22 protein-coding genes are annotated in these 25581 nt (G+C 62.2%); 14 read left to right on the forward strand and 8 right to left on the reverse strand.

All coding sequences use genetic code 11. The features are described 5' to 3' along the window. Positions 1-18: 18 nt before the first annotated feature. The 6 genes from C5F71_RS00255 to C5F71_RS00280 all read left to right on the forward strand — a co-directional run bounded on the left by C5F71_RS00255 (position 19) and on the right by C5F71_RS00280 (position 8993). Positions 19-1425: a sigma-54-dependent Fis family transcriptional regulator gene (locus C5F71_RS00255; RefSeq protein WP_104910349.1), complete on the forward strand. Its 1407-nt coding sequence runs from the start codon at positions 19-21 to the stop codon at positions 1423-1425. A gap of 287 nt (positions 1426-1712) precedes the next feature. Next, entirely contained in the window at positions 1713-3104 is a 1392-nt protein-coding gene (locus tag C5F71_RS00260; RefSeq protein ID WP_029293751.1) for a GntP family permease, read from the forward strand. Positions 3105-3111: 7 nt separating this feature from the next. After that, a complete protein-coding gene (locus tag C5F71_RS00265) occupies positions 3112-3885 on the forward strand; it encodes a 3-hydroxybutyrate dehydrogenase (protein WP_029293749.1) in 774 nt (257 codons plus the stop codon). 144 nt (positions 3886-4029) lie between these two features. Beyond that, positions 4030-5982, forward strand: coding sequence for an acetoacetate--CoA ligase (locus tag C5F71_RS00270; RefSeq protein WP_029293747.1), 1953 nt, complete (start codon positions 4030-4032; stop codon positions 5980-5982). 144 nt (positions 5983-6126) lie between these two features. Beyond that, the gene (locus tag C5F71_RS00275) at positions 6127-8676 is read left to right on the forward strand and encodes a PAS domain-containing protein (protein WP_029293744.1); all 2550 of its coding nucleotides are present in this window, start codon (positions 6127-6129) and stop codon (positions 8674-8676) included. A gap of 41 nt (positions 8677-8717) precedes the next feature. Next, positions 8718-8993 carry a peptidylprolyl isomerase gene (locus C5F71_RS00280; protein WP_029293742.1) on the forward strand — a complete coding sequence of 92 codons (276 nt, stop codon included), beginning with the start codon at positions 8718-8720 and terminating at the stop codon, positions 8991-8993. 168 nt (positions 8994-9161) lie between these two features. On the opposite strand, the gene C5F71_RS00285 is transcribed toward C5F71_RS00280, so the two are convergent. The 4 genes from C5F71_RS00285 to C5F71_RS00305 all read right to left on the reverse strand — a co-directional run bounded on the left by C5F71_RS00285 (position 9162) and on the right by C5F71_RS00305 (position 12777). After that, complete coding sequence (locus C5F71_RS00285; protein ID WP_104910350.1) at positions 9162-10079, reverse strand: sugar kinase; 918 nt, start codon at positions 10077-10079, stop codon at positions 9162-9164. A 138-nt stretch (positions 10080-10217) separates the two neighbouring features. Further along, positions 10218-11426, reverse strand: a complete 1209-nt coding sequence (locus tag C5F71_RS00295) for an amino acid deaminase (protein ID WP_029293738.1) — start codon at positions 11424-11426, stop codon at positions 10218-10220. Between the two features lie 17 nt (positions 11427-11443). Further along, positions 11444-12208: an IclR family transcriptional regulator gene (locus C5F71_RS00300; protein WP_104912573.1), complete on the reverse strand. Its 765-nt coding sequence runs from the start codon at positions 12206-12208 to the stop codon at positions 11444-11446. Between the two features lie 179 nt (positions 12209-12387). After that, positions 12388-12777 carry a RidA family protein gene (locus tag C5F71_RS00305; RefSeq protein WP_104910351.1) on the reverse strand — a complete coding sequence of 130 codons (390 nt, stop codon included), beginning with the start codon at positions 12775-12777 and terminating at the stop codon, positions 12388-12390. A 350-nt stretch (positions 12778-13127) separates the two neighbouring features. On the opposite strand from C5F71_RS00305, the gene C5F71_RS00310 reads away from it, so the two are divergent. Further along, positions 13128-13490 (forward strand): co-chaperone YbbN, encoded by a 363-nt coding sequence (locus C5F71_RS00310; RefSeq protein WP_029293730.1) that lies wholly within the window; start codon positions 13128-13130, stop codon positions 13488-13490. On the opposite strand, the gene C5F71_RS00315 is transcribed toward C5F71_RS00310, so the two are convergent. The 3 genes from C5F71_RS00315 to rpiB all read right to left on the reverse strand — a co-directional run bounded on the left by C5F71_RS00315 (position 13487) and on the right by rpiB (position 16940). Next, positions 13487-15049, reverse strand: coding sequence for a TerC family protein (locus tag C5F71_RS00315; RefSeq protein WP_029293728.1), 1563 nt, complete (start codon positions 15047-15049; stop codon positions 13487-13489). The two genes, C5F71_RS00310 and C5F71_RS00315, sit on opposite strands and share 4 nt — an antisense overlap. A 385-nt stretch (positions 15050-15434) precedes the next feature. Continuing rightward, positions 15435-16415, reverse strand: coding sequence for a sugar-binding transcriptional regulator (locus tag C5F71_RS00325; RefSeq protein ID WP_029293725.1), 981 nt, complete (start codon positions 16413-16415; stop codon positions 15435-15437). Between the two features lie 63 nt (positions 16416-16478). After that, complete coding sequence (rpiB, locus tag C5F71_RS00330) at positions 16479-16940, reverse strand: ribose 5-phosphate isomerase B (RefSeq protein ID WP_029293723.1); 462 nt, start codon at positions 16938-16940, stop codon at positions 16479-16481. Between the two features lie 282 nt (positions 16941-17222). Here rpiB and C5F71_RS00335 point away from each other — a divergent pair, with 282 nt between their 5' ends. The 7 genes from C5F71_RS00335 (at position 17223) to dhaL (ending at position 24601) form a co-directional block, all read left to right on the forward strand. Beyond that, the gene (locus tag C5F71_RS00335; protein WP_029293721.1) at positions 17223-18710 is read left to right on the forward strand and encodes a sugar ABC transporter ATP-binding protein; all 1488 of its coding nucleotides are present in this window, start codon (positions 17223-17225) and stop codon (positions 18708-18710) included. Next, positions 18707-19684 (forward strand): ABC transporter permease, encoded by a 978-nt coding sequence (locus tag C5F71_RS00340; protein WP_029293719.1) that lies wholly within the window; start codon positions 18707-18709, stop codon positions 19682-19684. The genes C5F71_RS00335 and C5F71_RS00340 overlap by 4 nt, the downstream gene beginning before the upstream one ends. Positions 19685-19738: 54 nt before the next feature. Further along, the gene (locus C5F71_RS00345; protein ID WP_029293717.1) at positions 19739-20746 is read left to right on the forward strand and encodes a substrate-binding domain-containing protein; all 1008 of its coding nucleotides are present in this window, start codon (positions 19739-19741) and stop codon (positions 20744-20746) included. A 148-nt stretch (positions 20747-20894) separates the two neighbouring features. Further along, positions 20895-21650 carry an SDR family oxidoreductase gene (locus tag C5F71_RS00350; protein WP_029293715.1) on the forward strand — a complete coding sequence of 252 codons (756 nt, stop codon included), beginning with the start codon at positions 20895-20897 and terminating at the stop codon, positions 21648-21650. 26 nt (positions 21651-21676) lie between these two features. Next, on the forward strand, positions 21677-22792 hold the full coding sequence (locus tag C5F71_RS00355) for a zinc-binding dehydrogenase (protein ID WP_029293713.1): 1116 nt from the start codon (positions 21677-21679) through the stop codon (positions 22790-22792). A 156-nt stretch (positions 22793-22948) separates the two neighbouring features. Next, a complete protein-coding gene (locus C5F71_RS00360) occupies positions 22949-23950 on the forward strand; it encodes a dihydroxyacetone kinase subunit DhaK (protein WP_070996106.1) in 1002 nt (333 codons plus the stop codon). Between the two features lie 3 nt (positions 23951-23953). After that, positions 23954-24601 carry a dihydroxyacetone kinase subunit DhaL gene (dhaL, locus tag C5F71_RS00365; RefSeq protein WP_104910353.1) on the forward strand — a complete coding sequence of 216 codons (648 nt, stop codon included), beginning with the start codon at positions 23954-23956 and terminating at the stop codon, positions 24599-24601. A gap of 18 nt (positions 24602-24619) precedes the next feature. Here dhaL and C5F71_RS00370 read toward each other — a convergent pair whose 3' ends face one another. Continuing rightward, complete coding sequence (locus C5F71_RS00370) at positions 24620-25495, reverse strand: LysR family transcriptional regulator (RefSeq protein WP_070996104.1); 876 nt, start codon at positions 25493-25495, stop codon at positions 24620-24622. Between the last annotated feature and the right edge of the window lie 86 nt (positions 25496-25581).

Consider the following 25581-nt stretch of genomic DNA (forward strand, 5'->3'; position numbering starts at 1 on the left):
TTTATTGGCGGCGCCAGCATGAACACCAGCGAAAGCCTCAAGGACTACCAGCACGTTCGCGGCCTGGCGATCCAGTCCCTGTTCGAAATCATCGAGCAGTCCAGCGAAGGCACTGTGATTGTCGACCGCGACGCCAATATCGTGTGGATGAACGAGCGCTACGCCAAGCGCTTTGGCCTGAAAAGCGCTGACCAGGCCATCGGCCAACCCTGCGAACAGGTCATTTCCAACAGCCTGCTGCGCCAGGTGGTACGCAGTGACCAACCGATCCTCCTGGATATCCAGGACACGCCCAAAGGCCCGCTGGTGGTGATGCGCCTGCCGATCCACGACGATGCCGGCAAGGTGATCGGCGCCATCGGCTTTGCCCTGTTCGATGAGTTACGCAACCTCTCGCCGATGATCGAGCGCTACCTGAGCATGCAACAGGAACTGGCCTCGACCCGTTCGCTGCTGCGCTCACGCCAGAGCAAATACAACTTTGCGCACTTTATCGGCACCAGCGCCGCCAGCCTGGAAGTCAAGCGCCGCGCTAGGCGCAGTGCGAGCGCCGAGTCACCGGTGTTGCTGCTGGGCGAGACCGGCACCGGCAAGGAGCTGCTGGCCCAGGCCATCCATGGTGCCTCGCCGCGCGCCAATAAAGCCTTTGTCAGCATCAATAGTGCCGCCATCCCCCACGACCTTTTGGAAGCCGAGTTCTTCGGCACCGCGCCCGGCGCATTCACCGGTGCCGACCGCAAGGGCCGCCCCGGCAAACTGCAAATCGCCCAGGGCGGGACGTTGTTTCTCGATGAAATCGGCGACATGCCCTTGCCCCTGCAAAGCAAACTGCTGCGGGTGTTGCAGGAAAAAGAGTTTGAGCCGGTGGGCTCCAACGAGATGATCCACAGCGACGTGCGCGTGATCGCCGCGACCTCCACCGACCTGGAAGCCGCGATCAAGCGCGGCGAATTTCGCGCCGACTTGTACTACCGCCTCAACGTGTTGCCGATCCAGGTCCCGCCCCTGCGCGAACGCCTGGATGACATCCCGGCGTTGAGTGAAGCGATCCTTGAAGAACTGCGCAGCCAGCATGAACTGGACCGCGAAGCCCTGGCGTTGCTGGCCCAGCATGCCTGGCCGGGGAACATCCGCGAATTGCGCAACGTGCTGGAGCGGGCCGCCTTGCTCAGTGATGATCTGGTGCTGGATGCGCGGGAGATTCGCGCAGCAATCGGTACGTTCAGCCCGGTGGAACGCGATGCCATGGCACCCGTTGAAGTCGAAACCTTCAGCATGGCGCGGGAGCGCTTTGACCGGCAGTTGATCGCTGCAGCATTGCGCCAGTGCGAGGGTAATGTGGTGGAGGCGGCCAAGCGGCTGGGGCTGGGGCGCTCGACGCTGTACAAGAAAATGGTGGCGTTGGGCATCGCCCAATCTCAATAAAGAGACATGCATCTCAAACCAAAGACAATCCCATTGTGGGAGCGGGCTTGCTCGCGAAAGCGGCCTATCAGCAACAAAATCATTGGCTGACACACCGCTTTCGCGAGCAAGCCCGCTCCCACATTGGAACGTCGTTTGTCTTGATATAGAGAAAAGACTCGAAAACCAATCACCAAAATCTTTAAATATCCATATATATCAACAAGTTACGAACTTGGCACAATTCCCGCTATAGCCCCTTCCTACAGCTTTACCCCACAACAATAACAATCCGATGGAGACACACCATGAGTGTGATCATTGCCCTGGCGGCGCTTGCGCTGCTGATGCTGGCTGCCTACCGTGGCTACAGCGTCATCCTGTTTGCCCCCATCGCCGCCCTCGGCGCCGTCCTGCTCACCGACCCTTCCGCCGTCGCCCCTGCGTTTACCGGGGTGTTCATGGAAAAAATGGTCGGTTTTATCAAACTGTATTTCCCGGTGTTCCTGCTCGGCGCGGTGTTCGGCAAGTTGATCGAGCTGTCGGGCTTTTCGCGCTCGATCGTGGCAGCGGCCATCCGCTTGCTCGGCACCCGCCAGGCGATGCTGGTGATCGTGCTGGTCTGCGCCCTGCTGACTTACGGCGGCGTGTCGTTGTTCGTGGTGGTGTTTGCGGTGTACCCGTTTGCCGCCGAGATGTTCCGCCAGAGCAATATCCCCAAGCGCCTGATCCCGGCGACCATCGCCCTGGGCGCGTTCTCGTTCACCATGGACGCCCTGCCCGGCACGCCGCAGATCCAGAACATCATCCCCAGCACGTTCTTCAACACCACCGCCTGGGCCGCGCCCTGGCTGGGCTTGATCGGCACGATCTTTGTGTTCTGCGCCGGCATGCTGTACCTGGCACGCCAGCGCAACAAGGCCCAGCGTGCCGGTGAAGGCTATGGCACCGACTTGCGCAACGAGCCGGAAACCGCCGAAGACCTGAGCCTGCCCAACCCGTGGATCGCCTTGTCACCGTTGATTCTGGTGGGGGTGATGAACCTGCTGTTCACCCACTGGATCCCACAGTGGTATGGCAAGACCCACAGCCTCGCGCTGCCGGGCATGAGCGCGCCGGTCACCACGGAAATCGCCAAGCTCACCGCCATCTGGGCGGTGCAGGCCGCGTTGCTGGTGGGGATCATCATGGTCCTGGTGTTCGGCTTTTCGGCGATCAAGAGCAAGCTGGCCGAAGGCAGTAAGAGCGCAGTCAGCGGCGCCCTGTTGGCGGCGATGAACACCGCCTCGGAATACGGCTTCGGAGCCGTGATCGCCTCGCTGCCGGGGTTCCTGGTATTGGCCGACTGGCTCAAGGGCATCCCCAACCCGCTGGTCAACGAAGCGATTACCGTGACCCTGCTGGCCGGTATCACCGGCTCTGCCTCCGGCGGCATGAGCATCGCCCTGGCGGCGATGTCCGAGAGCTTTATTTCGGCAGCCCATGCAGCCAATATCCCCCTGGAAGTGCTGCACCGCGTCGCAGCCATGGCCAGCGGCGGCATGGACACCCTGCCGCACAATGGCGCGGTGATCACGCTGCTGGCGGTCACCGGGCTGACCCACCGCGAAGCCTACAAGGATATTTTCGGCATCACGATCATCAAGACCCTCGCGGTGTTCGTGGTGATCGGTACTTTCTACGCCACCGGCATTGTGTGAGGTTTTCATGACGACATTGAACGGCAAGACCGCCCTGGTCACCGGCTCCACCAGCGGCATCGGCCTGGGCATTGCCCTGAGCTTGGCCAAAGCCGGCGCCAACCTGATCCTCAACGGTTTCGGCGATGCCAGCGCGGTGATCGCCCAGGTGCAAGCCTTTGGCGGCAAGGTCGGCCACCACCCGGCCGATGTCAGCGACCCGGCGCAGATCGCCGAGATGGTCGCCTACGCCGAGCGCGAGTTCGGCGGTATCGACATCCTGGTCAACAACGCGGGCATCCAGCATGTGGCGGCGGTAGAGGACTTTCCAGTGGAGCGCTGGGATTCGATCATCGCCATCAACCTTTCATCGGTGTTCCACAGCACGCGCCTGAGCCTGCCGGGCATGAAGGCCAAGGGCTGGGGGCGGATCATCAATATCGCCTCGGTACACGGCCAGGTCGGCTCGGTAGGCAAGGCGGCGTATGTCGCAGCCAAACACGGCGTGATCGGCCTGACCAAGGTCGTGGGCCTGGAAACCGCCACCAGCAATGTGACCTGCAACGCCATCTGCCCCGGCTGGGTGCTGACGCCGCTGGTGCAAAAACAGATCGATGATCGCATCGCCGCAGGCGTTGACCCGCAGCAGGCCCAGCATGACCTGCTGGCCGAGAAGCAGCCGTCATTGGAATTCGTGACCCCACCGCAACTGGGCGAACTGGTCCTGTTCCTGTGCAGCGAGGCCGGCAGCCAGGTGCGTGGCGCGGCGTGGAATATCGATGGCGGTTGGCTGGCCCAATAACCCAAACACCGCAAATCCCCTGTGGGAGCTGGCTTGCCTGCGATAGCGGTGGGCCAGCCACCGCCGCTATCGCAGGCAAGCCAGCTCCCAAAGTTTGGATGTGTGGTGCCTGGCAGATTTCATACAAGAACAAGAGAGTGCGCCATGTCCGACATCCTCTGGCAACCCAGCCCGGAACGCATCCACAACACCCGGATGGACCAGTTCCGGCGCTTTATCAATGATCGCCACGCGTTGCAGATCAACGATTACCCCACCCTGCACCAATGGAGCATCGACCAGCGCCCGGCCTTCTGGGCGGCGATTGTCGAGTTTTTCGAGGTGCAGTTCCGTACGCCGCCCAGCACCGTGCTGGTGGAAGGCGCGCAGATGCCCAGTGCCCAGTGGTTCCCCGGCGCTACCCTGAACTTTGCCGAGCACCTGCTGCGCCGCCGCGATGAGCACCCCGCCGTAGTCGCCATCGGCGAAGACGGCCAGCGCGAACAATTGACCTATGCCGAACTGGCTCGCCACGTCGCCGGCCTGCAGCGCAGCCTGCAAGCGGCCGGCGTGGGCGTGGGCGACCGGGTGGCGGCGTGCATGCCCAATACCTGGCAAACCCTGGTAGGCATGCTCGCTACCACCAGCCTGGGGGCGATCTGGTCTTGCTCCTCGCCGGATTTCGGCACCCAAGGGGTGATCGATCGCTTCGGCCAGATCGAACCCAAGGTGCTGATCACCTGCGCCGGTTATCGCTACGCGGGCAAGCTGATCGACCAGAGCGCCAAGCTCAATGAAATCCTCGACCGCCTGCCGTCCCTGCAACAACTGATCATCGTGCCCTACGCCCGGCCCGAGGCGCGTGTCGACGACTACCAGACCCAGGCCGAAGTAACCCTGTGGGGGGACTTCTACCGCCCAGGCGGCGAACCGCAGTTTGCCGCCGTACCCTTCGACCATCCGCTGTACATCCTCTACTCCAGCGGCACCACCGGCGTGCCCAAATGCATCATCCACGGCACCGGCGGCGTGCTGCTGACCCACCTCAAGGAGCACGGCCTGCACGCCGACCTGTCGCGCGACGACTGCCTGTTCTACTACACCACCTGCGGCTGGATGATGTGGAACTGGCTGGTTTCGGTATTGGCCATCGGCGCCACGGCGGTGCTGTATGACGGCTCACCGTTTCACCCCGGGCCAGAGCGTCTGATTGACCTGATCGACCAGGAGCGCATCAGCGTGTTCGGCACCAGCCCGAAATTCCTCGCCACCCTGGAAAAGGCCGGCCTGCAACCACGCCTCAGCCACGACCTGGGCAGCCTCAAGGGCCTGATCTCGACCGGCTCGCCGCTCTCGCCCCAGAGCTACGACTATGTGTACCGCGAGATCAAGCAGGAGCTGTGTCTGTCGTCGATGTCGGGGGGCACCGATATCGTCTCCTGCTTCGTGATCGGCAACCCCGTGCTGGCGGTAAGGCGCGGCGAGATGCAATGCAAGAGCCTGGCGATGGCAATCGAAGTGTGGGACGACCAGGGCCGGCCGCTGATTGGCGACAAAGGCGAACTGGTGTGTACCCGGCACTTCCCGGCCATGCCCATCGGCCTCTGGAATGACCCCCACGGGGACAAGCTGCGCGCCTCGTATTTCAGCCAGTTCCCCGGCGTGTGGGCCCAGGGCGACTATGCCGAACAACGGCCCAATGGCAGCCTGCTGATCCATGGGCGTTCGGATGCGGTGCTCAACCCAGGCGGCGTACGCATCGGCACGGCGGAGATTTACCGCCAGGTAGAAAAAGTCCCGCAGGTCCTGGAAAGCCTAGCCATCGGTCAACGCTGGCAGGACGATGTGCGCGTGGTGCTGTTTGTGCGCCTCAATGACGGCGAGCACCTGGACGCCGCCCTGGAACAGCAGATCCGCGAGGTGATCCGCGCCAACACCACGCCGCGCCACGTGCCGGCAAAAATCCTCGGCGTCAGTGATATTCCGCGCACCATCAGCGGCAAGATCGTCGAGCTTGCGGTAAGAAACGTCGTACACGGGGAACCGGTGAAAAACACCGATGCCCTGGCCAACCCCGAAGCCCTGGAGCAGTTTCGCAACCGGCCGGAGCTGGGATAAAAAGATGAAAGGTTTCAGCGTCAATGCACTCATTTGAAGATAAACCCCTCAAGCATGCTATTTTTCGAGGGGTAGTCAGCCGTTTCCGCAGCACGGGATAATCGGCTTCTGTCATTCTTCAAGCGTTACGCGCGGGACACTTACATGAACGGATCACCCACCGGCAGCCAGGCCGCGGCCCTGATCGCACGGCTGGACTGGGCCACAAGCCCCCTCGGTGATGCCAGCCACTGGCCGCAAAGCCTGCGCACGGCAATCGATATTGTCATCCACTCGCCGATGCCAATGTTGTTGCTGTGGGGCGACGAACTCACGCAAATCTACAACGACGGGTTTGCCCTGCTGGCCGGCAACAAACACCCCCAGGCTTTCGGCCAGCCGACACACGCGGTCTGGCCGGAGCTGCAACACTTCACCGCGCCGATCTACAGCGCCGTATTGACCGGCCAGGTGCGCACCTTCAGCGAGCAGCGTTTTGTCCTGCAGCGCAACCACCGCGATACGGAAATCTGGCTGGACCTGACCTACAGCCCGATCCGCGACGAACGTGGCCGGGTTGCCGGGATCCTGGTGACCGCCATTGAAACCAACGAACGCCGGCAACTGGCCGAGGAGCTGCAGCAACGTTCCGAAGCCAGCCTCAAGGCCCAGCACAACACCGAGCAACGCTTGCAACTGGCCCTGGCCGCCACCGACGCGGTGGGCACCTGGGACTGGGATATCAGCGAAGACAACTTTATCGCCGACAGCCATTTTGCCCAGCTGCATGGGGTCGATCCGCTCAACGCCCACCAATTGCCCATCAGCGACTACCTGCAAGGCGTGCACCCGGAAGACCGTGGCATGGTGGCGCGCAGCATCAAGCATTGCATTACCCATGGCACCGAGTACGCCGAGGAATATCGCCTGCTTCAGGCCGACGGCCAGGTACGCTGGGTGTTTGCCCGTGGCCGCTGCTACAAGGATCATCATGGCCGGCCGGTGCGCTTTCTCGGCGCAGCGCTGGACCTGACCGAACGCAAGCACACCGAACAGGCCCTGCGCCAGAGTCAGACCGAGCTGCAACTGATCATCAACGCCATGCCCGTGCTGATCGGCTATGTCGACCACGAAGAACGCTTTCGCCTGAACAACAGCGCCTACCTCGACTGGTACGGCCTGACTCCGCAAGAACTGTATGGCAAGAGCATTCGCGAAGTGATCGGCGCCGAAGTGTATGCCGGGCGCGCCGATAAAATCGCCGCCGCGCTCAAGGGCAAGGCCTGCAGCTTCATCACCATCTCCCCCCATCGCGATGGCCGGCCCCGGCACGCACTGATGAAATACCTGCCGCGCTTCAGCGCCGATGGCTCGGTCAATGGCTTCTACATCTTTGTGATCGACGAGACCGAGCGCAAACTCACCGAAGAGGCCCTGCGCCATCTCAACGATAACCTCGAAGAGCGCGTGGCCCAGCGCACCCAGGCCCTGGCCGAGGCCAACCAGCGCCTGCAAAACGAGATGTTCGAGCGCGAGCGCGCCGAAGATGCGTTGCGCCATGCGCAAAAAATGGAAGCGGTCGGCCAGCTTACCGGCGGTATCGCCCACGACTTCAACAATATGCTCACCGGGATCATTGGCAGCCTGGACCTGATGCAGCGCTACATCGCTGCCGGGCGCAGCGATGAGATCGCTCGTTTCACCGATGCCGCCGTGTCCTCAGCCCATCGTGCGGCCGCCCTGACCCACCGCCTGCTGGCCTTCTCCCGGCGCCAGTCGCTGGATCGGCGGCCCCTGGACCCCAATCAGTTGGTGGCGTCCCTGGAAGAGCTGTTCCGGCGTACCAAAGGCGCCCATATCGACCTCAAGGTAAAACTGGGCAACGACATCTGGCCGGTGAACACCGACGCCAGCCAACTGGAAAATGCCCTGCTCAACCTGGTGATCAACGCCCGCGACGCCATGCCCGATGGCGGGCAACTGAGCATCGAGACAGCCAACAGCTACCTCGACGGCACCGATATCACCACCCTGGAACCGGTCAAGGCCGGCGACTACGTGATGCTCGGCGTATGCGACAACGGCGCCGGCATGACCCCGAAAATCCTGGCCAAGGCCTTCGACCCGTTTTTCACCACCAAGCCCATCGGTCAGGGCACCGGGCTGGGGTTGTCGATGATTTATGGCTTTGCCCAGCAATCCGGCGGCCACGTCACGATCCATAGCGAGCCGGGCCGAGGCACCTGCGTGCGCTTGTACCTCCCGCGCCTGCACGGCACCGCACTGGAAAAACCCCAGCCCCAGAGCCCGATGGAAGCTCCAGTGGCGCGCGATGGCGAAGCCGTGGTGGTGGTCGAGGACGATGCGGCGGTGCGCATGCTGGTGATCAACCTGCTCGATGAGCTGGGCTACACCGCCCACCAGGCCGCAGATGCGCGAGCGGCGCTGCCGTTGCTCGAATCCGATCTGCGGGTGGATTTGCTGGTGACCGATGTCGGCCTGCCCGGCATGAACGGTCGGCAACTGGCGGAAATCGCCCGCCAGCACCGCCCCGAGCTCAAGGTGCTGTTCATGACCGGCTACGCCGAAACCGCCGCCGAACGCCAGGGTTTCCTGGAAGACGGCATGGACATGGTGGCCAAGCCATTTTCCATCGACCAACTGGCCACGAAAATCCGCAGCATGATCGGCGTCAAAGGCCAAGTTGATGCATAATCCCGCGCCTTCAAGCCCGACCGTTGCAAGGTAACTGCCCGATGAAAGCCCAAGCCCGCCACATCCTGGTGAAGACCAGCGAGGAGGCCGAACAGCTCAAGCAGCGTATTGCCAAGGGCGAAGCCTTTGATGTGCTGGCCAAGAAATTCTCCACCTGCCCGTCCGGCAAGCGCGGCGGCGACCTCGGTGAAGTGCGGCCGGGGCAAATGGTCGGGGTGATCGATGCGGTGATTTTCAAGAAACCCCTGCGGGTGGTACACGGGCCGATCAAGAGCAAGTTTGGTTACCACCTGGTGCAGGTGTTCTACCGCGACTGACGAACTCAGTGGCAAGCAACCATTGTGGCGAGGGGGCTCGTCCCCCGCTGGGCTGCGCAGCAGGCCCAGTCAGCCTCACCTCAGCCTTTCAGAAACACCGAGGTGACCGGTTTTGGGGCTGCTTCGCAGCCCAACGGGGGACGAGCCCCCTCGCCACAACTAGCCTCATCAGCTCGACTCGTTCAGGGGAAGCAGCGCGCCCGCAACCTGAATAACCCGGCTCGCCAGCCGGTGCCCAGCCAAGGCCGCCTCTTGCGGCGAACCGCCCCTGAGCCGGCTGGCCAGATACGCCGCACTGAACGAATCCCCCGCCGCCGTGGTGTCCACCACCTTCTCGACCGCTACCGCCGGCACCGCGAAACGCTGGCCGCTTTGGCGAATCAGGCAGTCATCCGCGCCGCGCTTGAGCACCACTTCATCAATCCCCGGATAGGCCGCAAACACCTGCTCGCTGTCGGCATAACCGAACAAGGCACGTTCGTCGTCCTCGGTCAGCAAGGCCAGATCCACATGCTCCAGCACCTGCCGGTAAGCCTCGCGAGCGGCTTCGACACTGGCCCAAAGACGTGGCCGGTAGTTGTTGTCGAACACCACTCTGGCACCCCGCTGACGGGCTTCGACCAACACAGCCAGCAGGCGTGTACGCCCGACTTCACCCAACACCGCGAGGGTGATCCCGCTCAAATACAGCACATCGTAGCCCGGCAGGGCCGCCAGGATCGGTTCCGCCCCAGGGGTGGTGAAGCAATCGCGCACCGCCGCTTCGTTGCGCCAGTAGAGGAATTTGCGCTCGCCATTGGCATCGGTCTGGATGCAGTACAACCCCGGCAGACGGCCCGGCAAGCGCTGGACTCGCTGCAGGCCAAGGCCTTCGAAGGCCCATTGCGCGCACATGGCATCGCTGAAGCTGTCATCGCCCAGGGCGGTGACGTAGTCCACCGTGCTGTCTGCCCCCAGTTCGCGGCGCAGGTAGATGGCGGTGTTCAGGGTGTCGCCGCCGAAGCTCTGGTGCAGGCTGCCGTCGGCGCGGTGTTGCAGTTCGATCATGCATTCGCCGATCAGGGCGATGCGCGGGATTGGCTTCATTTCACAGTTCTCCAAATACACCTGCACTGTAGGAGCGAGCTTGCTCGCGAAAAACGCAAGATCGCCACGGGGTGTCAGACGACCAGCGTTATCGTTGACGATTTTCGCGAGCAAGCTCGCTCCTACAGTGGCCGTAGCCTAGAAGCAGGTATGCAGCGACTCGACCACCTGCAACTGCTCATCCACCATGCACCCCACCTGCCACTTATCGAACGTCAAGCATGGGTGCGATGTGCCAAACGAGATGATGTCGCCAATCCGCAGCTCAACCCCCGCCGCCACGCTCATGAACGCATGCTGGTCCATCACCGCCGTGACCTTGCAGCCACTCACATCATCGCCCACCGCCGGCAGCACGCCGGCCTTGTAGCGCTTGAGCGGCACCGGCAAGCCCGCGTCGTAGGCCACGTCACGCTTGCCCAGGGCAATCACCGCAAACCCAGGCTCCGGCAATGACTGCACGTGGGCCCAGACTTCCAGGGCCGGACGCAGGCCTTCGCTGAGGTCGCTGCGCCGGTCCAATACGCAGCATTGCGCGTCCTTGTAGATGCCGTGGTCGTGGGCCACATAGCTGCCGGGGCGCAGCACGCTGAGGAAGCGCCCCTCGGCATTTTGCGCGGCAAAGGATTCGGCGATCAGGTCATACCACGCAGAACCCGAGGCGGTGATGATCGGCTGGCCAAGGTCAAAGGCACCGCTGTTCTGCATATCCACCGCCAGGCGCACCAACGACGCGGCAAACTCGCGGATACCGCTGATGGCATGCTCGCCGTGGATCACCCCTTCGTAGCCTTCGATACCGGTGAGCGCCAGGGCCGGTTGGGCCTTGATCGCCCGCGCCAGGTCCAGCACCTCTTGCTCGCTGCGGCAACCGCAGCGACCGCCGACCACACCGTATTCGATCATCACGTTCAGGCGCAGGCCACGGGCGGCGAAGAACGCGCCCAGTTCAGCCACGTTGTCCGGGTGGTCGACCATGCAATGGAAGTCAAAGCCTGGGTCCGCCAGCAGCTCGGCGATCAACGCCATGTTCGGCGCACCCACCAATTGGTTGGCCATTAATACGCGGCGCACACCACCCGCATAGGCGGCGCGGGTCTGCACGGCGGTGGCCAGGGTGATGCCCCAGGCGCCTTGCGCCAACTGACGCTGGAACAGCGCCGGCATCATGCTGGTCTTGCCATGGGGCGCCAGTTGCGCGCCGCTTTTACTGACGAAGTCCTGCATCCACTGAATATTGTGTTCCAGTGCCGCGCGGTGCAGCACCAGGGCAGGCAAGCTGACGTCGCGTACCAGATGGGCACCGCTGGCGGCAGCGCCTTTTTCAACGGCATTGAAGACCGGCATGGGATTACTCCGTTTGGCTATTCATTGATACGACGGGCCAGGTTGTTGGCGCTGTCGATCAGCACCCGGCGGTAGTCGTTGTAATGGTTCTGAGCGTCGGCCCGTGGGGCGACGATGCACAGGGTCGCAATGGCGATGCCCTGGGCATCGCGCACCGGCGCGGCAAAGCAGTGGGTAAAGGTGTCGGCGACACTGTCGAAGGAAAAGAAACCATCGAGGCTGGCCTGGCGGATCTGCCCGAGAAAGGTGTCCAGGGGCAGGCGTTGGCCGTCCGGCAGGATGAAGTCATCGGGGTCGATCAGATCGATGATCTGCTGGTCGCTCAAATGCCCCAGCAGCAAGCGCCCGGAGGCGGTCCAGGGGATCGGCGCGTTCTCACCGATATCCGAAGAAATCCGGAAATGCCGCTGGCCCTCGCGCATCAGCGCTACCGTGTACTTGCGCCCGTTGAGCAGGCACATCTGCGCGGTCTCGTGGGTTTGGCGGACAATTTCCTGCAACGCGTGATCGGCCTCGCGGGTCAGGTCGAAATGGCGCAAGTGAGCCTGGCCGAGAAAGTACAGTTGGCGGCCCAGGTAGACATGACCGTCCTTGCCCACGGTTTCGAGAATCCGCCGCTCCAGGAGGGAAGCGACCAACTCGTAGACCGTGGACTTGGGGCTGCCGATGCCACTGGCAATATCGTTGGGGCGCAGGGGCTGGCCGACTTCCTTGAGAAAATCGAGGATATCGAACGCCCGGTCGAGGCCTTTGGCGCGGCGTTTGATGGTGTCTTCGGTCATGGCAGTCTTCATCGGCATAAAAGGTCCATGTGGGAGCGGCGCTTGTGTGGGAGCGGGCTTGCTCGCGAAAGCGGTGTATCAGTGCCAGATTTGTTGGCTGACACAGCGCTTTCGCGAGCAAGCCCGCTCCCACCCAAACCCAGTCCACTTTGGACTGGAGTGGGCTTTAGATCAGGCATTCAGCCTTTTTTCTTGTAGGCCACGCAATCGATCTCGACCTTGCAGTCAACCATCATGTTTGCCTGCACACAGGCCCGTGCCGGGGCGTGTTCGGGGGTGAAGTATTCGCCGAAGACCTTGTTGAAACTCCAGAAATCCCGTGGATCTTCCAGCCATACGCCTACCCGGACCACGTCTTTAAGCTCGAAACCGGCCTCTTCAAGGATTGTCACCACGTTCTTCATGGTCTGGTGGGTCTGCTCGACAATCCCGCCATTGATGATTTCGCCATCCACCGCCGGCACCTGCCCCGACACGTACAGCCAGCCATCCGCCTCCACTGCACGGGCGAATGGGCGGGGTTGGCCACCGCCGGCGGTGCTACCGGCGCCGTAACGAGTAACGCTCATAAAATTGCTCCTTGATTAAAAATGGATATTTTTCAGGAATTGCGCCAGGCGTGGCGGAAGCCGCTTATTCCGCTGTAACGGAACATGGTATGTAACAACGGAATACGCAGCAGAAAGTGTGCCACAGCCAGTCCCAGGAAAATATTCAAACGTTAAAGTCGTTTTAAATCATGCACATAAGAAATCGCCAAGCCACCGACGCCCCGCCCGTGACGACCCGCGCACTGCTACCGCGCCCCACGATCCGTTGCGATCCGACACATTGGGGTGCGCTACCTGTGAATTCTGACAGTAGACCGCCTGCCCCACCCGGCTTAGGGTTTGGCCACGGACCTGAGAAGGAGACTGTCATGGGACTGATCAACACAGTGATCGATGACGCGGATGCGTATAGACGGGCGCTGCAGACACAACGCACGGTGTTCATGCTCTTTGTATCGCCCCAGTGCCCGGCATGCGGAACGGCCAAGCCACTGTTCAGTAAAGTGGCCAGCCGCTATCGCCGCCAGGCCGCCCTTTATGTGCTCGATACCAGCCAGACGCCTCGGCACCCCGCTGTCACCGGCACACCGACGCTGCTGATACTGAAAAACGGCAGGCTGGTCGAAACACTCAAAGGGTTCGGCCCCTGGGAAACCCAGGAGCAGACCCTGAAGAAAACCTTCGCGCGGCACACCCGTGGCGTGCCGACCAAAAGGGCCAGGCCCCGTTAACCCACCGCGAGCGGGGTCAACAGCACCTGCGTCACCCGCCGCTCCTCCACCGCTGCCACGGTCAGGCGCCAGCCGGCGTGTTCCAGGCTGTCGCCCACTACCGGCAGGCGATCCAACAGGCTCATCACCAGGCCGGCGAGGGTCTGGTAATCCTCGGTGGCCATCGCCTGAAAACCGGTGCGCTGGCGGATCAGGTTCAGGTTCAACGCACCGTTGGCGCGGTAGCCGCCCTGCTCTTCGACGATATCCGGGCCTTCTACTTCACTGGCATCCGGCAACTCACCGGCAATGGACTCAAGAATGTCGGTCATGCTCAACACCCCCATGAAATCGCCGAACTCATTGATCACAAAGGCAATGTGCGTCGACTCCTGGCGCATCTGCTCCAGAGCGTTGAGGATCGAGAAGCTGTCGAGCAGGTTGATCGCCCGTCGCGCCAGGTGTTCCAGGTTCGGCTCATTGCCGGCCAGGTACTCTTTGAGCAGCTCCTTCTTGTGCACGAAGCCCAGGGGCTCATCCACCGCGCCGTTACGGATCAACGGCAAGCGCGAGTAGGACGAGTGCATCAGTTTCAGGCGAATGGTCTCCGGATCGTCAGCCAGATCGATGTAGTCCACATTCGCGCGCGGGGTCATCAAGGTGCGGATCGGCCGTTCGGCCAGCTGCAATACGCCGCTGATCATGATCCGTTCGCGGCGATCGAACAGCGGGCCTTGGCTATTATCGGCGCCATCCAACAGGTCGGTAACGTCCTCACCCACCTCTTCCACCGCCAGGCTGCGGCCACCCAGCAAACGCATGACCGCATGGGCCGTGCGCTCACGAATCGGCCGCAGGCCTTGCGCGGACTTCTTGCGGCGCGCCCGGGCGATCTGGTTGAACACCTCGATCAGGATCGAGAAACCGATGGCCGCGTACAGGTAGCCTTTGGGGATATGGAAGCCCAGGCCTTCTGCGGTCAGGGCGAAACCGATCATCATCAAGAAGCCCAGGCACAGCATGATCACTGTCGGGTGCGCATTGACGAAGCGGGTCAGCGGCTTGCTGGCCACGATCATTACGCCGATGGACACGATCACCGCGATCATCATCACCGCCAGTTCATCCACCATGCCGACCGCAGTAATCACCGCGTCGAGGGAGAACACCGCGTCCAGCACCACGATCTGCGCCACGATCGGCCAGAACATCGCGTAGGCCGCATTGCCGGTGCGTTCAGTGACATGCCCTTCGAGCCGCTCATGCAACTCCATGGTGGCCTTGAACAACAGGAACACACCACCAAACAGCATGATCAGGTCGCGTCCGGAGAAGCTCTTGTCGAACACCTCGAACAACGGCTGGGTCAAGGTCACCAACCAGGAAATACTTGCCAACAGGCCCAGGCGCATCAGCAGTGCCAGGGACAAGCCAATCAGCCGCGCACGGTCACGCTGCTCCGGTGGCAGCTTGTCTGCCAGGATCGCGATAAACACCAGGTTGTCGATGCCCAGTACCAGTTCCAGCACAATCAAGGTCAACAGGCCGAGCCAGGCCGTTGGATCCGCTAACCATTCCATATAGAAGTCTCTGTCTCTTTATTGATATTCAGAATGCCGGGCAGAACAAAACGCGGTCCGATGGCCGGGAAAAGGTTAGCAGTCTGAATAGGGGATGCTTCAGCGGGAACGGCGGCAATAGAGGTCTTGGGGAAAGACGACTGGGAGGCTCCGAGAGGGTGTTCATGCAAGTCCTGCAGTGAGAAAAGGACCTTAATCCTACAGCCGAAATACAAATTTCCTACAATTTAAAACTATTACAAGATCTGTAACCCAGCGACGCACATTCCCATGTGGGAGCGGGCTTGCTCGCGAAAGCGGTGTATCAGTCACAAGAGAGATTGACTGATACACCGCTTTCGCGAGCAAGCCCGCCCCCCCCCCCCCCATTTTGACCCTTGGTGTGTCAGGTTTTGCGGGTTGCATCGTCCAGCGCCAGGATGGTGTGGGCATTCGTTACCGTGGTTGCCAGGGTATTGATCACCCCCGAGCGCAGCGCCCCCAGCGTCGCCGCCGCCTTGGTGTTTTCACTGGCGATTGCCACTACATCTGGGATACGGAACAGCTCCTGTACCGTCAAGCCGATCACCCGCCCTTGAATGGCGTTGACCGCCGGCTGGCCATGGATGTCGATAAAGTCGTAGCCCATCATGTCGCCCACGGTGCCGGACAAACGCGCCTGGGCGATTTCCTGGGGTGAGAACCAGCCCATGCGCACCATATTGCTGTTTTCGCTCATGTCACCGATGCCAATCAGCGCCATGTCGGCCCGCCGTGCACGGTCGAGGGTGGAGCGTACGGTGTCGTTGCTGATCAGTACGCTGCGCAGTTCCGGGTTGGCCACCAGTGCCGGGGCGTACAGGCTTTCGCTTTCACCGCCAAAGCGCAGGGCCAGGCGTCGGCAGATGTGGTCGGGGTTCATGTATTCGCCAGCCTTGAGCGAACCGCCAATGGCGCAGACAAACGTGCAGTTGCGCGTCACCGGCAAAAACACATTATCGGCCACCGCTCCCACATTGCGGCCCATGCCCACGGCGACGATCATCCCGTCGCCCAGGGTCTTGTTCAGGTAGTTGGCCACCAGGCTGGCCACGGCGGAGCGCTGGGTGTCGGCGTCGCTGTGATCGACCGCGATCAACGCACGGTCCAACTGGAAGCGCTCCACCAGCGCCTGCTCCAGTTCATTGTTCATTGCCGGATGCTGCAACACCCGCACTTCGACAATCCCTTCATCGCGCGCACGCTTGAGCAGCCGGCTGACTTTGGCCCGGGACAGGTCGAACCGCTTGGCGATGGCTTCCTGAGTGACGTTCTCAAGGTAATAGAGCATCGCCACTTCGGTCATCAGATCGATATCGCTGGCGGTGCGCAGGGTGCTGTCACTCATGGGGACGGGCTTCCGTTTCGGCGTCAAAGGCGCATTCTCCCGACTCTTGCCCCGCTACGTCCACTACTGATGCCCATCACGCTCAATGGCATTGATGCGCTCGACCTTGGCCCCGGACCGCGCCGCCTCGAACTCCGAGGCCAGAAACGCGGTGACGATGCTCTTGGCCAACTCCGCACCCACCACCCGCGCACCGATGGACAGGATCTGCGCATCGTTGCTCTTGCGCGCCCGTTCTGCCGAATAGGTGTCGTGGGCCTGGGCCGCGCGAATCCCCAGCACTTTATTGGCCGAGATGGCCATGCCGATGCCCGTGCCACACACCAGCACGCCCAGGCGCTGCTGCCCGGCGTTGATGGCCGTGGCCACCGCCAGCGCAATATCCGGGTAGAGCACCGGGGCTGTGGAATGGGTGCCAAAGTCGGTCACCGGATACCCCAGCGCCTCGATATGGCGCTTCAACAGCTCCTTGAGCTCAAAACCTGCTTCATCACATCCGATAGCCACCGGGAAAGGTGTGTTCATGGCATTAGGCTCCGCTGCCGTGGTGAAATTTAAGACTGATCATATGATCACTCAGTGAAATTTCGATCGGCCATTTCTCGGATATTCCCCGACAACTGTCAAGCACGATTTAACTGACCTGCCAGTCAAACCCCTCTAAAACGCCACGAATTAAGAAAGAGCAGGCAATTACAAGTTTTCAATGAAAGAGATTGACTGATCAGAATTTCATTTGATACACATATGCTCACGCAGCAACACGACTGTGTACCTAATAAGAATTCACAGCACGAGGACACGCCGATGGCTACGCCATTACTGCTCCAGGCTGAACACGTCGCCAAGGCCTACGCCGGCATCCCTGCCCTGCGTGACGGCCGCCTCTCGCTGCGGGCCGGCAGTGTGCATGCCCTGTGCGGCGGCAACGGCGCCGGCAAATCCACGTTCCTCAGTATTTTGATGGGCATCACCCAGCGTGACGCCGGCAGCATCCTGCTCAATGGCGCCCCTGTGCATTTCCATCGCCCCAGTGAAGCGCTGGCGGCGGGTGTCGCGATGATCACCCAGGAGCTGGAACCGATCCCCTACATGACCGTCGCCGAAAACATCTGGCTGGGCCGCGAACCACGGCGCGCCGGCTGCATTGTCGACAGCAAGGCGCTGAACCGACGCACCCGCGAACTGCTGGAAAGCCTGGAGTTCGACGTCGAGGCTACCGCGCCCATGCATCGCTTGAGCGTGGCGCAGATCCAGTTGGTAGAAATCGCCAAGGCGTTCAGCCATGACTGCCAGGTGATGATCATGGACGAGCCCACCTCCGCCATTGGCGAGCGCGAAGCCGAAACCCTGTTCAAGGCCATCCGCCGCCTCACCGCGCGGGGCGCCGGGATCGTGTATGTGTCCCATCGCCTCAGCGAACTGGCGCAGATTGCCGACGACTACAGCATCTTCCGCGATGGCGCCTTCGTCGAAAGCGGGCGCATGGCCGATATCGACCGCGCCCACCTGGTGCGCGGCATCGTCGGCCAGGAATTGACGCGCATCGACCACAAGGTCGGCCGCGAAAGCGCCGCCGAGTGCTGCCTGGACGTGCAGGGCCTGAGCCGCAGCGGCGAGTTCCAGGACATCAGCCTGCAATTGCGCCAGGGCGAAATCCTCGGCATCTATGGGCTGATGGGCTCGGGGCGCAGCGAGTTCCTCAATTGCATTTACGGCCTGACCACCCCGGATGCCGGCAGCGTCACCCTGCAAGGCAAACCGATGCCCATCGGCCTGCCCAAGGCGACCATCCGCGCCGGCATGTCGCTGGTCACCGAAGACCGCAAGGAAAGCGGCCTGGTGCTCAGCTCCAGCATCCTCTCGAACATCGCGTTATCGGCGTACAAGCAGCTGTCGAGCTGGTCGCTGATCAATGCGCGCAAGGAAAACCAACTGGCCGAAGACATGGTCAAGCGCCTGCAGATCAAGACCACTTCCCTGGACCTGCCAGTGGCGTCCATGAGCGGCGGCAATCAGCAGAAGGTGGTGCTTGCCAAATGCCTGTCGACCCAACCGGTGTGCCTGCTGTGCGATGAGCCGACCCGGGGCATCGATGAAGGCGCCAAGCAGGAGATCTATCACTTGCTGGACCAGTTCGTGCGCGCCGGTGGTGCGGCCATCGTGGTGTCGTCGGAAGCCCCGGAGCTGCTGCACCTGAGCGACCGTATCGCCGTCTTCAAGGGTGGCCGGCTGGTGACTATCAGCAGCGACACCGCCCTTTCCCAGGAAGCCTTGTTGAGTCTTGCCTCATGAATGCCAAAACCATTACCGCCCCGCTGACCACCCCCGCGCGCAGCCGCCTGCGGCTTTCCCTCGACCGCTTTGGCCTGCCGCTGGTGTTTATCCTGCTGTGCGTGGTCATGGCGTTCTCCAGCGAATACTTCATGACCTGGCGCAACTGGATGGACATCCTGCGCCAGACCTCGATCAACGGCATCCTTGCGGTGGGCATGACCTATGTGATCCTGACCAAGGGCATCGACCTCTCGGTGGGCTCGATCCTCGCCTTCGCCGGCCTGTGCAGCGCGCTGGTCGCGACCCAGGGCTACGGCCTGCTCGCCGCCGTCAGCGCCGGGATGTTTGCCGGGGCGATGCTGGGGGTGGTCAACGGCTTTATGGTGGCCAACCTGTCGATCCCGCCCTTTGTCGCCACCCTGGGCATGCTCAGCATTGCCCGAGGCATGACCTTCATCCTCAACGACGGCAGCCCGGTCACCGACCTGCCGGACGCCTACCTGGCCCTGGGCATCGGTAAGCTGGGGCCGATTGGCGTGCCGATCATCATCTTTGCCGTGGTTGCGCTGATTTTCTGGATGGTGCTGCGCTACACCACTTACGGGCGCTATGTGTACGCGGTGGGCGGCAATGAAAAAAGCGCGCGCACCTCGGGAATCGGCGTGCGCAAGGTGACGTTCTCGGTGTACGTGGTCTCGGGCTTGCTCGCCGGCCTGGCAGGCGTGGTGCTGTCTGCGCGTACCACCTCGGCCCTGCCCCAGGCCGGCATGTCTTATGAGCTGGATGCGATTGCCGCGGTGGTGATCGGCGGCACCAGCCTGTCGGGCGGCGTCGGCACCATCGTCGGCACGCTGTTCGGCGCCCTGCTGATCGGGGTGATCAACAACGGCCTGAACCTGCTCGGCGTGTCCTCCTATTACCAGCAGGTCGCCAAGGGCCTGATCATCGTGCTCGCGGTGTTGATTGACGTGTGGCGCAAGAAAAAACGCTAGTCGCTTTTCCTCTGAACGAACTGAACGACCACAACAATAAACGGAGTTCTCATCATGAAAGTCGCTACATCATTTGCCGCCGTTGCGGCCCTCACCCTGCTCGCCAGCAGCATCACCCTGGCCGCCGATGGCAAGACCTACAAAGTCGGCGCTGCCGTGTACGGCCTCAAGGGCCAGTTCATGCAGAACTGGGTACGCGAGCTGAAAGAACACCCGGCGGTCAAGGACGGCACCGTGCAATTGACCGTCTTCGACGGCAACTATGACGCCCTGACCCAGAACAACCAGATCGAAAACATGGTGACCCAGCGCTACGACGCGATCCTCTTCGTGCCCATCGACACCAAGGCCGGCGTTGGCACCGTGAAGCAGGCGATGTCCAACGATGTGGTGGTGATTGCCTCCAACACCAAAGTCGCCGATGCCAGCGTGCCGTACGTGGGCAACGATGATGTCGAGGGCGGGCGCCTGCAGGCCCAGGCCATGGTCGACAAACTCCAGGGCAAGGGCAATGTGGTGATCATCCAGGGGCCGATTGGCCAGTCGGCGCAGATCGATCGGGAAAAGGGCGAGCTGGAGGTACTGGGCAAGCACCCCGGGATCAAGATCATCGAGAAAAAGACCGCCAACTGGGACCGCGCCCAGGCCCTGACCCTGACTGAAGATTGGCTGAACGCCCACCCCAAAGGCATCAACGGGGTGATCGCGCAAAACGACGACATGGCCCTCGGCGCCGTGCAGGCCCTCAAGTCCCACGGACTGACGTCCAAGGACGTGCCCGTCACCTCCATCGACGGCATGCCCGATGCGATCCAGGCGGCAAAAAGAGATGAAGTCACCACCTTCCTGCAAGACGCCCAGGCCCAGTCCCAGGGCGCACTCGATGTGGCCCTGCGCCAATTGGCCGGCAAGGACTACACGCCCAAGTCGGTGATCTGGGAGCGCTATGCCAAGGACGTGACCTGGGGCGACGGCACCGCCAAGAACTACATCCTGCCGTGGGTGCCGGTGACCAATGCAAATGCGGATGCGCTGTACCAGCAGGTCAGTGGCAGCAAGTAAATATTGATGTGCAATACAGCCCAGTGTGGGAGCTGGCTTGCCTGCGATGCGAGCACCTCGGTGTATCAGGGTTACCCAGTCGCTGCTATCGCAGGCAAGCCAGCTCCCACATTTGATCGGCACTGTTTTTGAGAATGGAGTTAAACCAATGTCTGGATTCTGGAACCAAGCCTTCGACCTCAGCGGCCGTTGCGCCGTGATCACCGGCGGGGCCGCGGGGATTGGTCTGGCGTGCGCCAGCCTGCTGGTGGAGCGTGGTGCCCGCGTGGCCTTGCTCGACCGCGATCCGGCCGTGGTTGAAGTGGCCGCCAGCCTCGGCGCCGGGCATATCGGCCTTGCCGTCGACCTGCGCCAACTCGACCAGGTGCAGAGCAGCATCGACTACGTGTTCGCGCACTTCAAGCGCCTGGACTACCTGGTCAACAGCGCCGGCGTGGTGATGCTGGACAAGGCCATCGACGTCAGCGAAAACGCCTGGGACATCACCCTGGATATCAACCTCAAGGCCAGCTTCTTCGTGGCCCAGGCCTGTGCCAAATACATGCTGGCCCAGGGCAGCGGGCGCATCGTCAACCTGGCGTCCCAGGCAGCGGTGATCGGCCTGGATCGACATGTGGCGTATTGCGCGAGCAAGGCTGCGATTGTCGGCATGACCAAGGTCCTGGCCATGGAATGGGCACCGCACATCAATGTAAATGCCATCTCCCCCACCATTGTCGAGACCGCCCTGGGCAAGAAAGCCTGGGCAGGCGAAGTGGGCGAACGGGCCAAATTGCAGATCCCGGCGGGCCGTTTTGCCCAGCCCGATGAAATCGCCGGGCTGGCGTTGTACCTGCTCAGCGATGCAGCCCAGATGATCACCGGCGCCAATATGGTGATCGACGGCGGCTACAGCATTCAGTAACCCATCTATTCGTCGTGAGGTTTGTCATGTCCACCGCTACCGAACGTACCGCCGAACAACTCCACCCGGTGATCCCCAAGACCATGCAGGCCGTGGTCTGCCATGGTCCGGAAGACTATCGCCTGGAAACCGTCGACGTGCCCACCCCCGGCCCCGACGAGATTCTGACCAAGGTCGAGCTGTGCGGCATCTGCATGGGCGATATCAAGACCTATCGCGGCGCGCCATCGTTCTGGGGCGACGCCGAGCAGCCACGCTACGTCAAGCCGCCGATGATTCCCGGGCATGAGTTTGTGTGCCGCGTGGTCGCCCTGGGCCCGGGTGCCGAGAAGCGTGGGGTGAAGGTTGGCGACCGGGTGATTTCCGAGCAGATCGTGCCCTGCTGGGGCTGCCGCTTCTGCAACCACGGCCAGTACTGGATGTGCCAGAAACACGACCTCTACGGCTTCCAGAACAACGTCCAGGGCGCCATGGCCCAATACATGATTTTCACCAAGGAAGGCATCATCCACCAAGTGCCGGACTCCATCGCGCCGGACGAGGCGATCCTGATCGAACCCCTGGCCTGCTCGCTGCACGCGGCGGAACGGGCCAATGTGGATTTCGACGATGTGGTGGTGGTGGCCGGCGCCGGCACCCTGGGCCTGGGGATCATCGGCGCGGTGCGCATGCGCAACCCCAAACGCCTGATCGTGCTCGACATGAAACCCGAACGCGCCGAACTGGCCCTGCGCATGGGTGCCGATGAGGTGTGGAACCCGGCCGAGGTCGATGTACTGGCGAAAATCCGCGAAATCACCGACGGTTATGGCTGCGACATTTACATCGAAGCCACCGGGCACCACAAGGCGGTGAACCAGGGCCTGGCGATGCTGCGCAAGCTGGGGCGCTTTGTCGAATTCAGCGTATTCAACGACGAGGCCACGGTAGATTGGTCGATCATTGGCGACCGCAAGGAACTGGACGTGCTGGGTTCGCACCTGGGGCCCTACATGTACCCACGGGCCATCGACTTTATCGGCAAGCGCAAGATCGACATGCGCGACGTAGTGACCCACAAGTTTGCGTTGGCGGATTTCAAGGAAGCGTTTGCGGTGATGGAGCGCGGGGACAAGTCCTTGAAGGTTGTGCTCGAACCCTAAAACACCCCAACCGCTTTTTACTGTAGGAGCGAGCTTGCTCGCGAAAAACCTGAGGGCGACGCACTCATCCAGGTAGCCCGCGTTAGCGTTAACGTTTTTCGCGAGCAAGCTCGCTCCTACAGTTAGTTGCCCACAACAAGAACAGGAACCCGCGTTATGAATCGAGTCATCAACGATCCGGACCAAGTGGTCGAGGACATGCTGCGCGGCATTCTGGTCGCCCATCCCGAGCTGCGCCAAAGCGAAACCAACCCCCGCGTCATCAGCAAGGCCAAGCCGTCCAGACAAGGCTGCGTGGGCATCGTCACCGGCGGTGGCTCCGGCCATGAGCCGGCGTTTCTCGGCTACGTGGGGCCCGGCCTGGTGGACGCCGTGGCCGTCGGCGAAATTTTCTCTTCGCCCACCGCCAAAAGCTTCTTCGATGCCTTCCGCGCCGCCGATCACGGCGCGGGCGTGGCCTGCCTGTACGGCAACTATGCCGGCGACAATATGAACGTGAAGCTGGCGATGAAAATGGCCGCCAGCAAAGATATGCAGATCCGCACCGTAGTCGCCAACGATGACGTGGCGTCGGCGCCCAAGGCCGATATCGCCAAGCGGCGCGGGGTGGCCGGGGAAATCTTCATGTGGAAAATCGGCGGTGCCGCCGCCGCCCAACACTATGACCTGGATGGGGTGATCCGCGTCGCGCAGAAGGCCGTCGATCACTGCCGCTCGATCGGTATCGGCCTGACACCCTGCACCATTGCGGCCGTGGGCAAGCCGAACTTCCAGATCCCGGATGGCCAGATGGAATTGGGTATCGGCCACCACGGCGAACCCGGCATCGAAGTGATTCCGATCGAGTCCGCCGCTGCCATGGCCACGCGCATGCTGGCACCGATCCTCGCGGATCGGGATTTCAGCCAGGATGACAGCGTGGTGGTGCTGGTCTCGGGCCTGGGCGCGACGCCGGTGATGGAGCTGTACATTTTCTACGCCGAAGTCGAAAGCCAGCTCAAGGCCAAGGGCCTGAAGATCCATCGCTGCTACGTCGGCAACTACTTCACCTCCCTGGAAATGATGGGCGTGACCCTGACCCTGCTGGGCCTGGATGCCGAACTGAAAACCCTGATCGACCAACCTTGCCGCTCCATCGGCATGACCCAGGCGGAGTAAACCATGAGCCAGCATTTCTCTACCCACGACGGCAGCGCGATTGTCGCTGACCTGGTGAGCGTGATCGTCGCCAACCGTGAATACCTCAGCGCGGTCGACGGCGCGATTGGCGATGGTGACCACGGCATCAATATGGCCAAGGGCTTCGCCCATTGTGGCCGCACCATTGAGGGCCGGCAGTTGACCCTGGCCGAGGCCCTGGATGAACTGACCCTGAGCCTGATGGAGGGCATCGGCGGCTCCATGGGCCCGCTGTATGGCAGCCTGTTTATCGGCATGGCCGACGAAGTGCGCGGCTGCGAAGACATCGATGGCGCGACCTTCGCCCATTTGCTGCGCGGCGGCCTGACCTCGTTGCAGGACATCACCGAAGCCGGCGTGGGCGACAAGTGTTTGATGGACACCTTGATTCCCGCAGTGGAGGCGTTTGAACGGGCGCAGGCGGGGGGCGCCTCCTTCGGTGATGCCCTGGACGCGATGAAAAGTGCAGCCTCCCAGGGCCGCGACTCGACCAAGGACCTGGTGGCCAAGATCGGCCGGGCCAGCCGCCTGGGCGAACGGTCGCTGGGGGTGCTGGACGCCGGGGCGGTGTCCTGCTGCCTGATCCTCACGCAACTGGCAGACTCGATCCAACCCCGCCTGGCCCTGTAGGGGCCAGCTTGCCGGCTCCTACAGGGTGGGGTTGTGTTTGATGTGCTGGATATACCGCGCCACGGCCGGGGCTTTTTCAAAGCGCCGGTAAATCAGCGACAGCCACGACGACGCATCGCTGCCCTGGATGTGGCGGTATTGCACGCCCGGCAGGCTGACATGCCCCACCACCGACTCCGGCACTACCGCCACACCCTGCCCCAGCGACACCAGGGCAATCACCGCCACCAGGCCTCCCGGCTGCGGCCCCAGGCGCGGGGCATACCCGCCTTGCGCGGCCACCTGCAAGGTGCCGCTGATCTGTTCGGGCAGGATGAAGGTCTCGTTCTGCAAATGCTCGCAGGTGATCGCCTTCAAGCCCAGCAGCCACGAGCCCTGGGGCAGCGCCAGGACAAAACCTTCGCTGCCCAGGCGTAGCGCCTCCACACCGTCGGGCAAGGTCATCGGTGAGCGAATGTAGCCAATGTCGTAGCGCCCTTCGGCCACCAGCCCCGGCAACAGGGCCATGGGGCTTTCCCGCACGCTGAGGCTCACATCGGCAAACTCTGCGCAAAACGCCTGCACCTGGCGTTGCAGCACCCCCGAATACACCGCCGACGCGACATAACCCAATTCGATATGGCCGATTTCGCCACGCCCGGCGCGCTGGGCATTGCGCTGGGCAAACTCGAACTGGCGCACGGTGGCCTCGGCTTCGGCCAGCAGCGCGGTACCCGCCTCGGTCAGGCTGACGTCACGCTGACGCCGGATAAACAGACGGGTGCCCAGGGTGCGCTCCATATCCTGGATCTGCCGGCTCAAGGTGGGTGGGGCAATGTCCAGTTGTTCAGCGGCACGCGTGAAGTTGCGGTGCCGGGCAACGGCCAGGAAGTAGCGGAAATGACGTATTTCCATTGCAGGATTAGCTCAAAGGTAATGATGTGCTTCGCCTCGGCTAACAGAACCACTGGGCGCCGACGTTAAGCTGACAGGACGCCCAC

It is taken from the genome of Pseudomonas sp. LG1D9 (genome assembly GCF_002949995.1).
GTDB classification, from domain to species: Bacteria; Pseudomonadota; Gammaproteobacteria; order Pseudomonadales; family Pseudomonadaceae; genus Aquipseudomonas; species Aquipseudomonas proteolytica.

Coding starts and splice junctions, on each gene's coding strand:
- C5F71_RS00265 (WP_029293749.1), top strand. CDS start 3,112: ATGACGACATTGAACGGCAAGACCGCCCTGGTCACCGGCTCCACCAGC.
- C5F71_RS00295 (WP_029293738.1), bottom strand. CDS start 11,426: ATGCCGGTCTTCAATGCCGTTGAAAAAGGCGCTGCCGCCAGCGGTGCC.
- C5F71_RS00325 (WP_029293725.1), bottom strand. CDS start 16,415: ATGAGTGACAGCACCCTGCGCACCGCCAGCGATATCGATCTGATGACC.
- dhaL (WP_104910353.1), top strand. CDS start 23,954: ATGAGCCAGCATTTCTCTACCCACGACGGCAGCGCGATTGTCGCTGAC.
- C5F71_RS00360 (WP_070996106.1), top strand. CDS start 22,949: ATGAATCGAGTCATCAACGATCCGGACCAAGTGGTCGAGGACATGCTG.
- C5F71_RS00275 (WP_029293744.1), top strand. CDS start 6,127: ATGAACGGATCACCCACCGGCAGCCAGGCCGCGGCCCTGATCGCACGG.
- C5F71_RS00255 (WP_104910349.1), top strand. CDS start 19: ATGAACACCAGCGAAAGCCTCAAGGACTACCAGCACGTTCGCGGCCTG.
- rpiB (WP_029293723.1), bottom strand. CDS start 16,940: ATGAACACACCTTTCCCGGTGGCTATCGGATGTGATGAAGCAGGTTTT.
- C5F71_RS00270 (WP_029293747.1), top strand. CDS start 4,030: ATGTCCGACATCCTCTGGCAACCCAGCCCGGAACGCATCCACAACACC.
- C5F71_RS00340 (WP_029293719.1), top strand. CDS start 18,707: ATGAATGCCAAAACCATTACCGCCCCGCTGACCACCCCCGCGCGCAGC.
- C5F71_RS00345 (WP_029293717.1), top strand. CDS start 19,739: ATGAAAGTCGCTACATCATTTGCCGCCGTTGCGGCCCTCACCCTGCTC.
- C5F71_RS00350 (WP_029293715.1), top strand. CDS start 20,895: ATGTCTGGATTCTGGAACCAAGCCTTCGACCTCAGCGGCCGTTGCGCC.
- C5F71_RS00335 (WP_029293721.1), top strand. CDS start 17,223: ATGGCTACGCCATTACTGCTCCAGGCTGAACACGTCGCCAAGGCCTAC.
- C5F71_RS00300 (WP_104912573.1), bottom strand. CDS start 12,208: ATGACCGAAGACACCATCAAACGCCGCGCCAAAGGCCTCGACCGGGCG.
- C5F71_RS00315 (WP_029293728.1), bottom strand. CDS start 15,049: ATGGAATGGTTAGCGGATCCAACGGCCTGGCTCGGCCTGTTGACCTTG.
- C5F71_RS00370 (WP_070996104.1), bottom strand. CDS start 25,495: ATGGAAATACGTCATTTCCGCTACTTCCTGGCCGTTGCCCGGCACCGC.
- C5F71_RS00285 (WP_104910350.1), bottom strand. CDS start 10,079: ATGAAGCCAATCCCGCGCATCGCCCTGATCGGCGAATGCATGATCGAA.
- C5F71_RS00310 (WP_029293730.1), top strand. CDS start 13,128: ATGGGACTGATCAACACAGTGATCGATGACGCGGATGCGTATAGACGG.
- C5F71_RS00280 (WP_029293742.1), top strand. CDS start 8,718: ATGAAAGCCCAAGCCCGCCACATCCTGGTGAAGACCAGCGAGGAGGCC.
- C5F71_RS00305 (WP_104910351.1), bottom strand. CDS start 12,777: ATGAGCGTTACTCGTTACGGCGCCGGTAGCACCGCCGGCGGTGGCCAA.
- C5F71_RS00355 (WP_029293713.1), top strand. CDS start 21,677: ATGTCCACCGCTACCGAACGTACCGCCGAACAACTCCACCCGGTGATC.
- C5F71_RS00260 (WP_029293751.1), top strand. CDS start 1,713: ATGAGTGTGATCATTGCCCTGGCGGCGCTTGCGCTGCTGATGCTGGCT.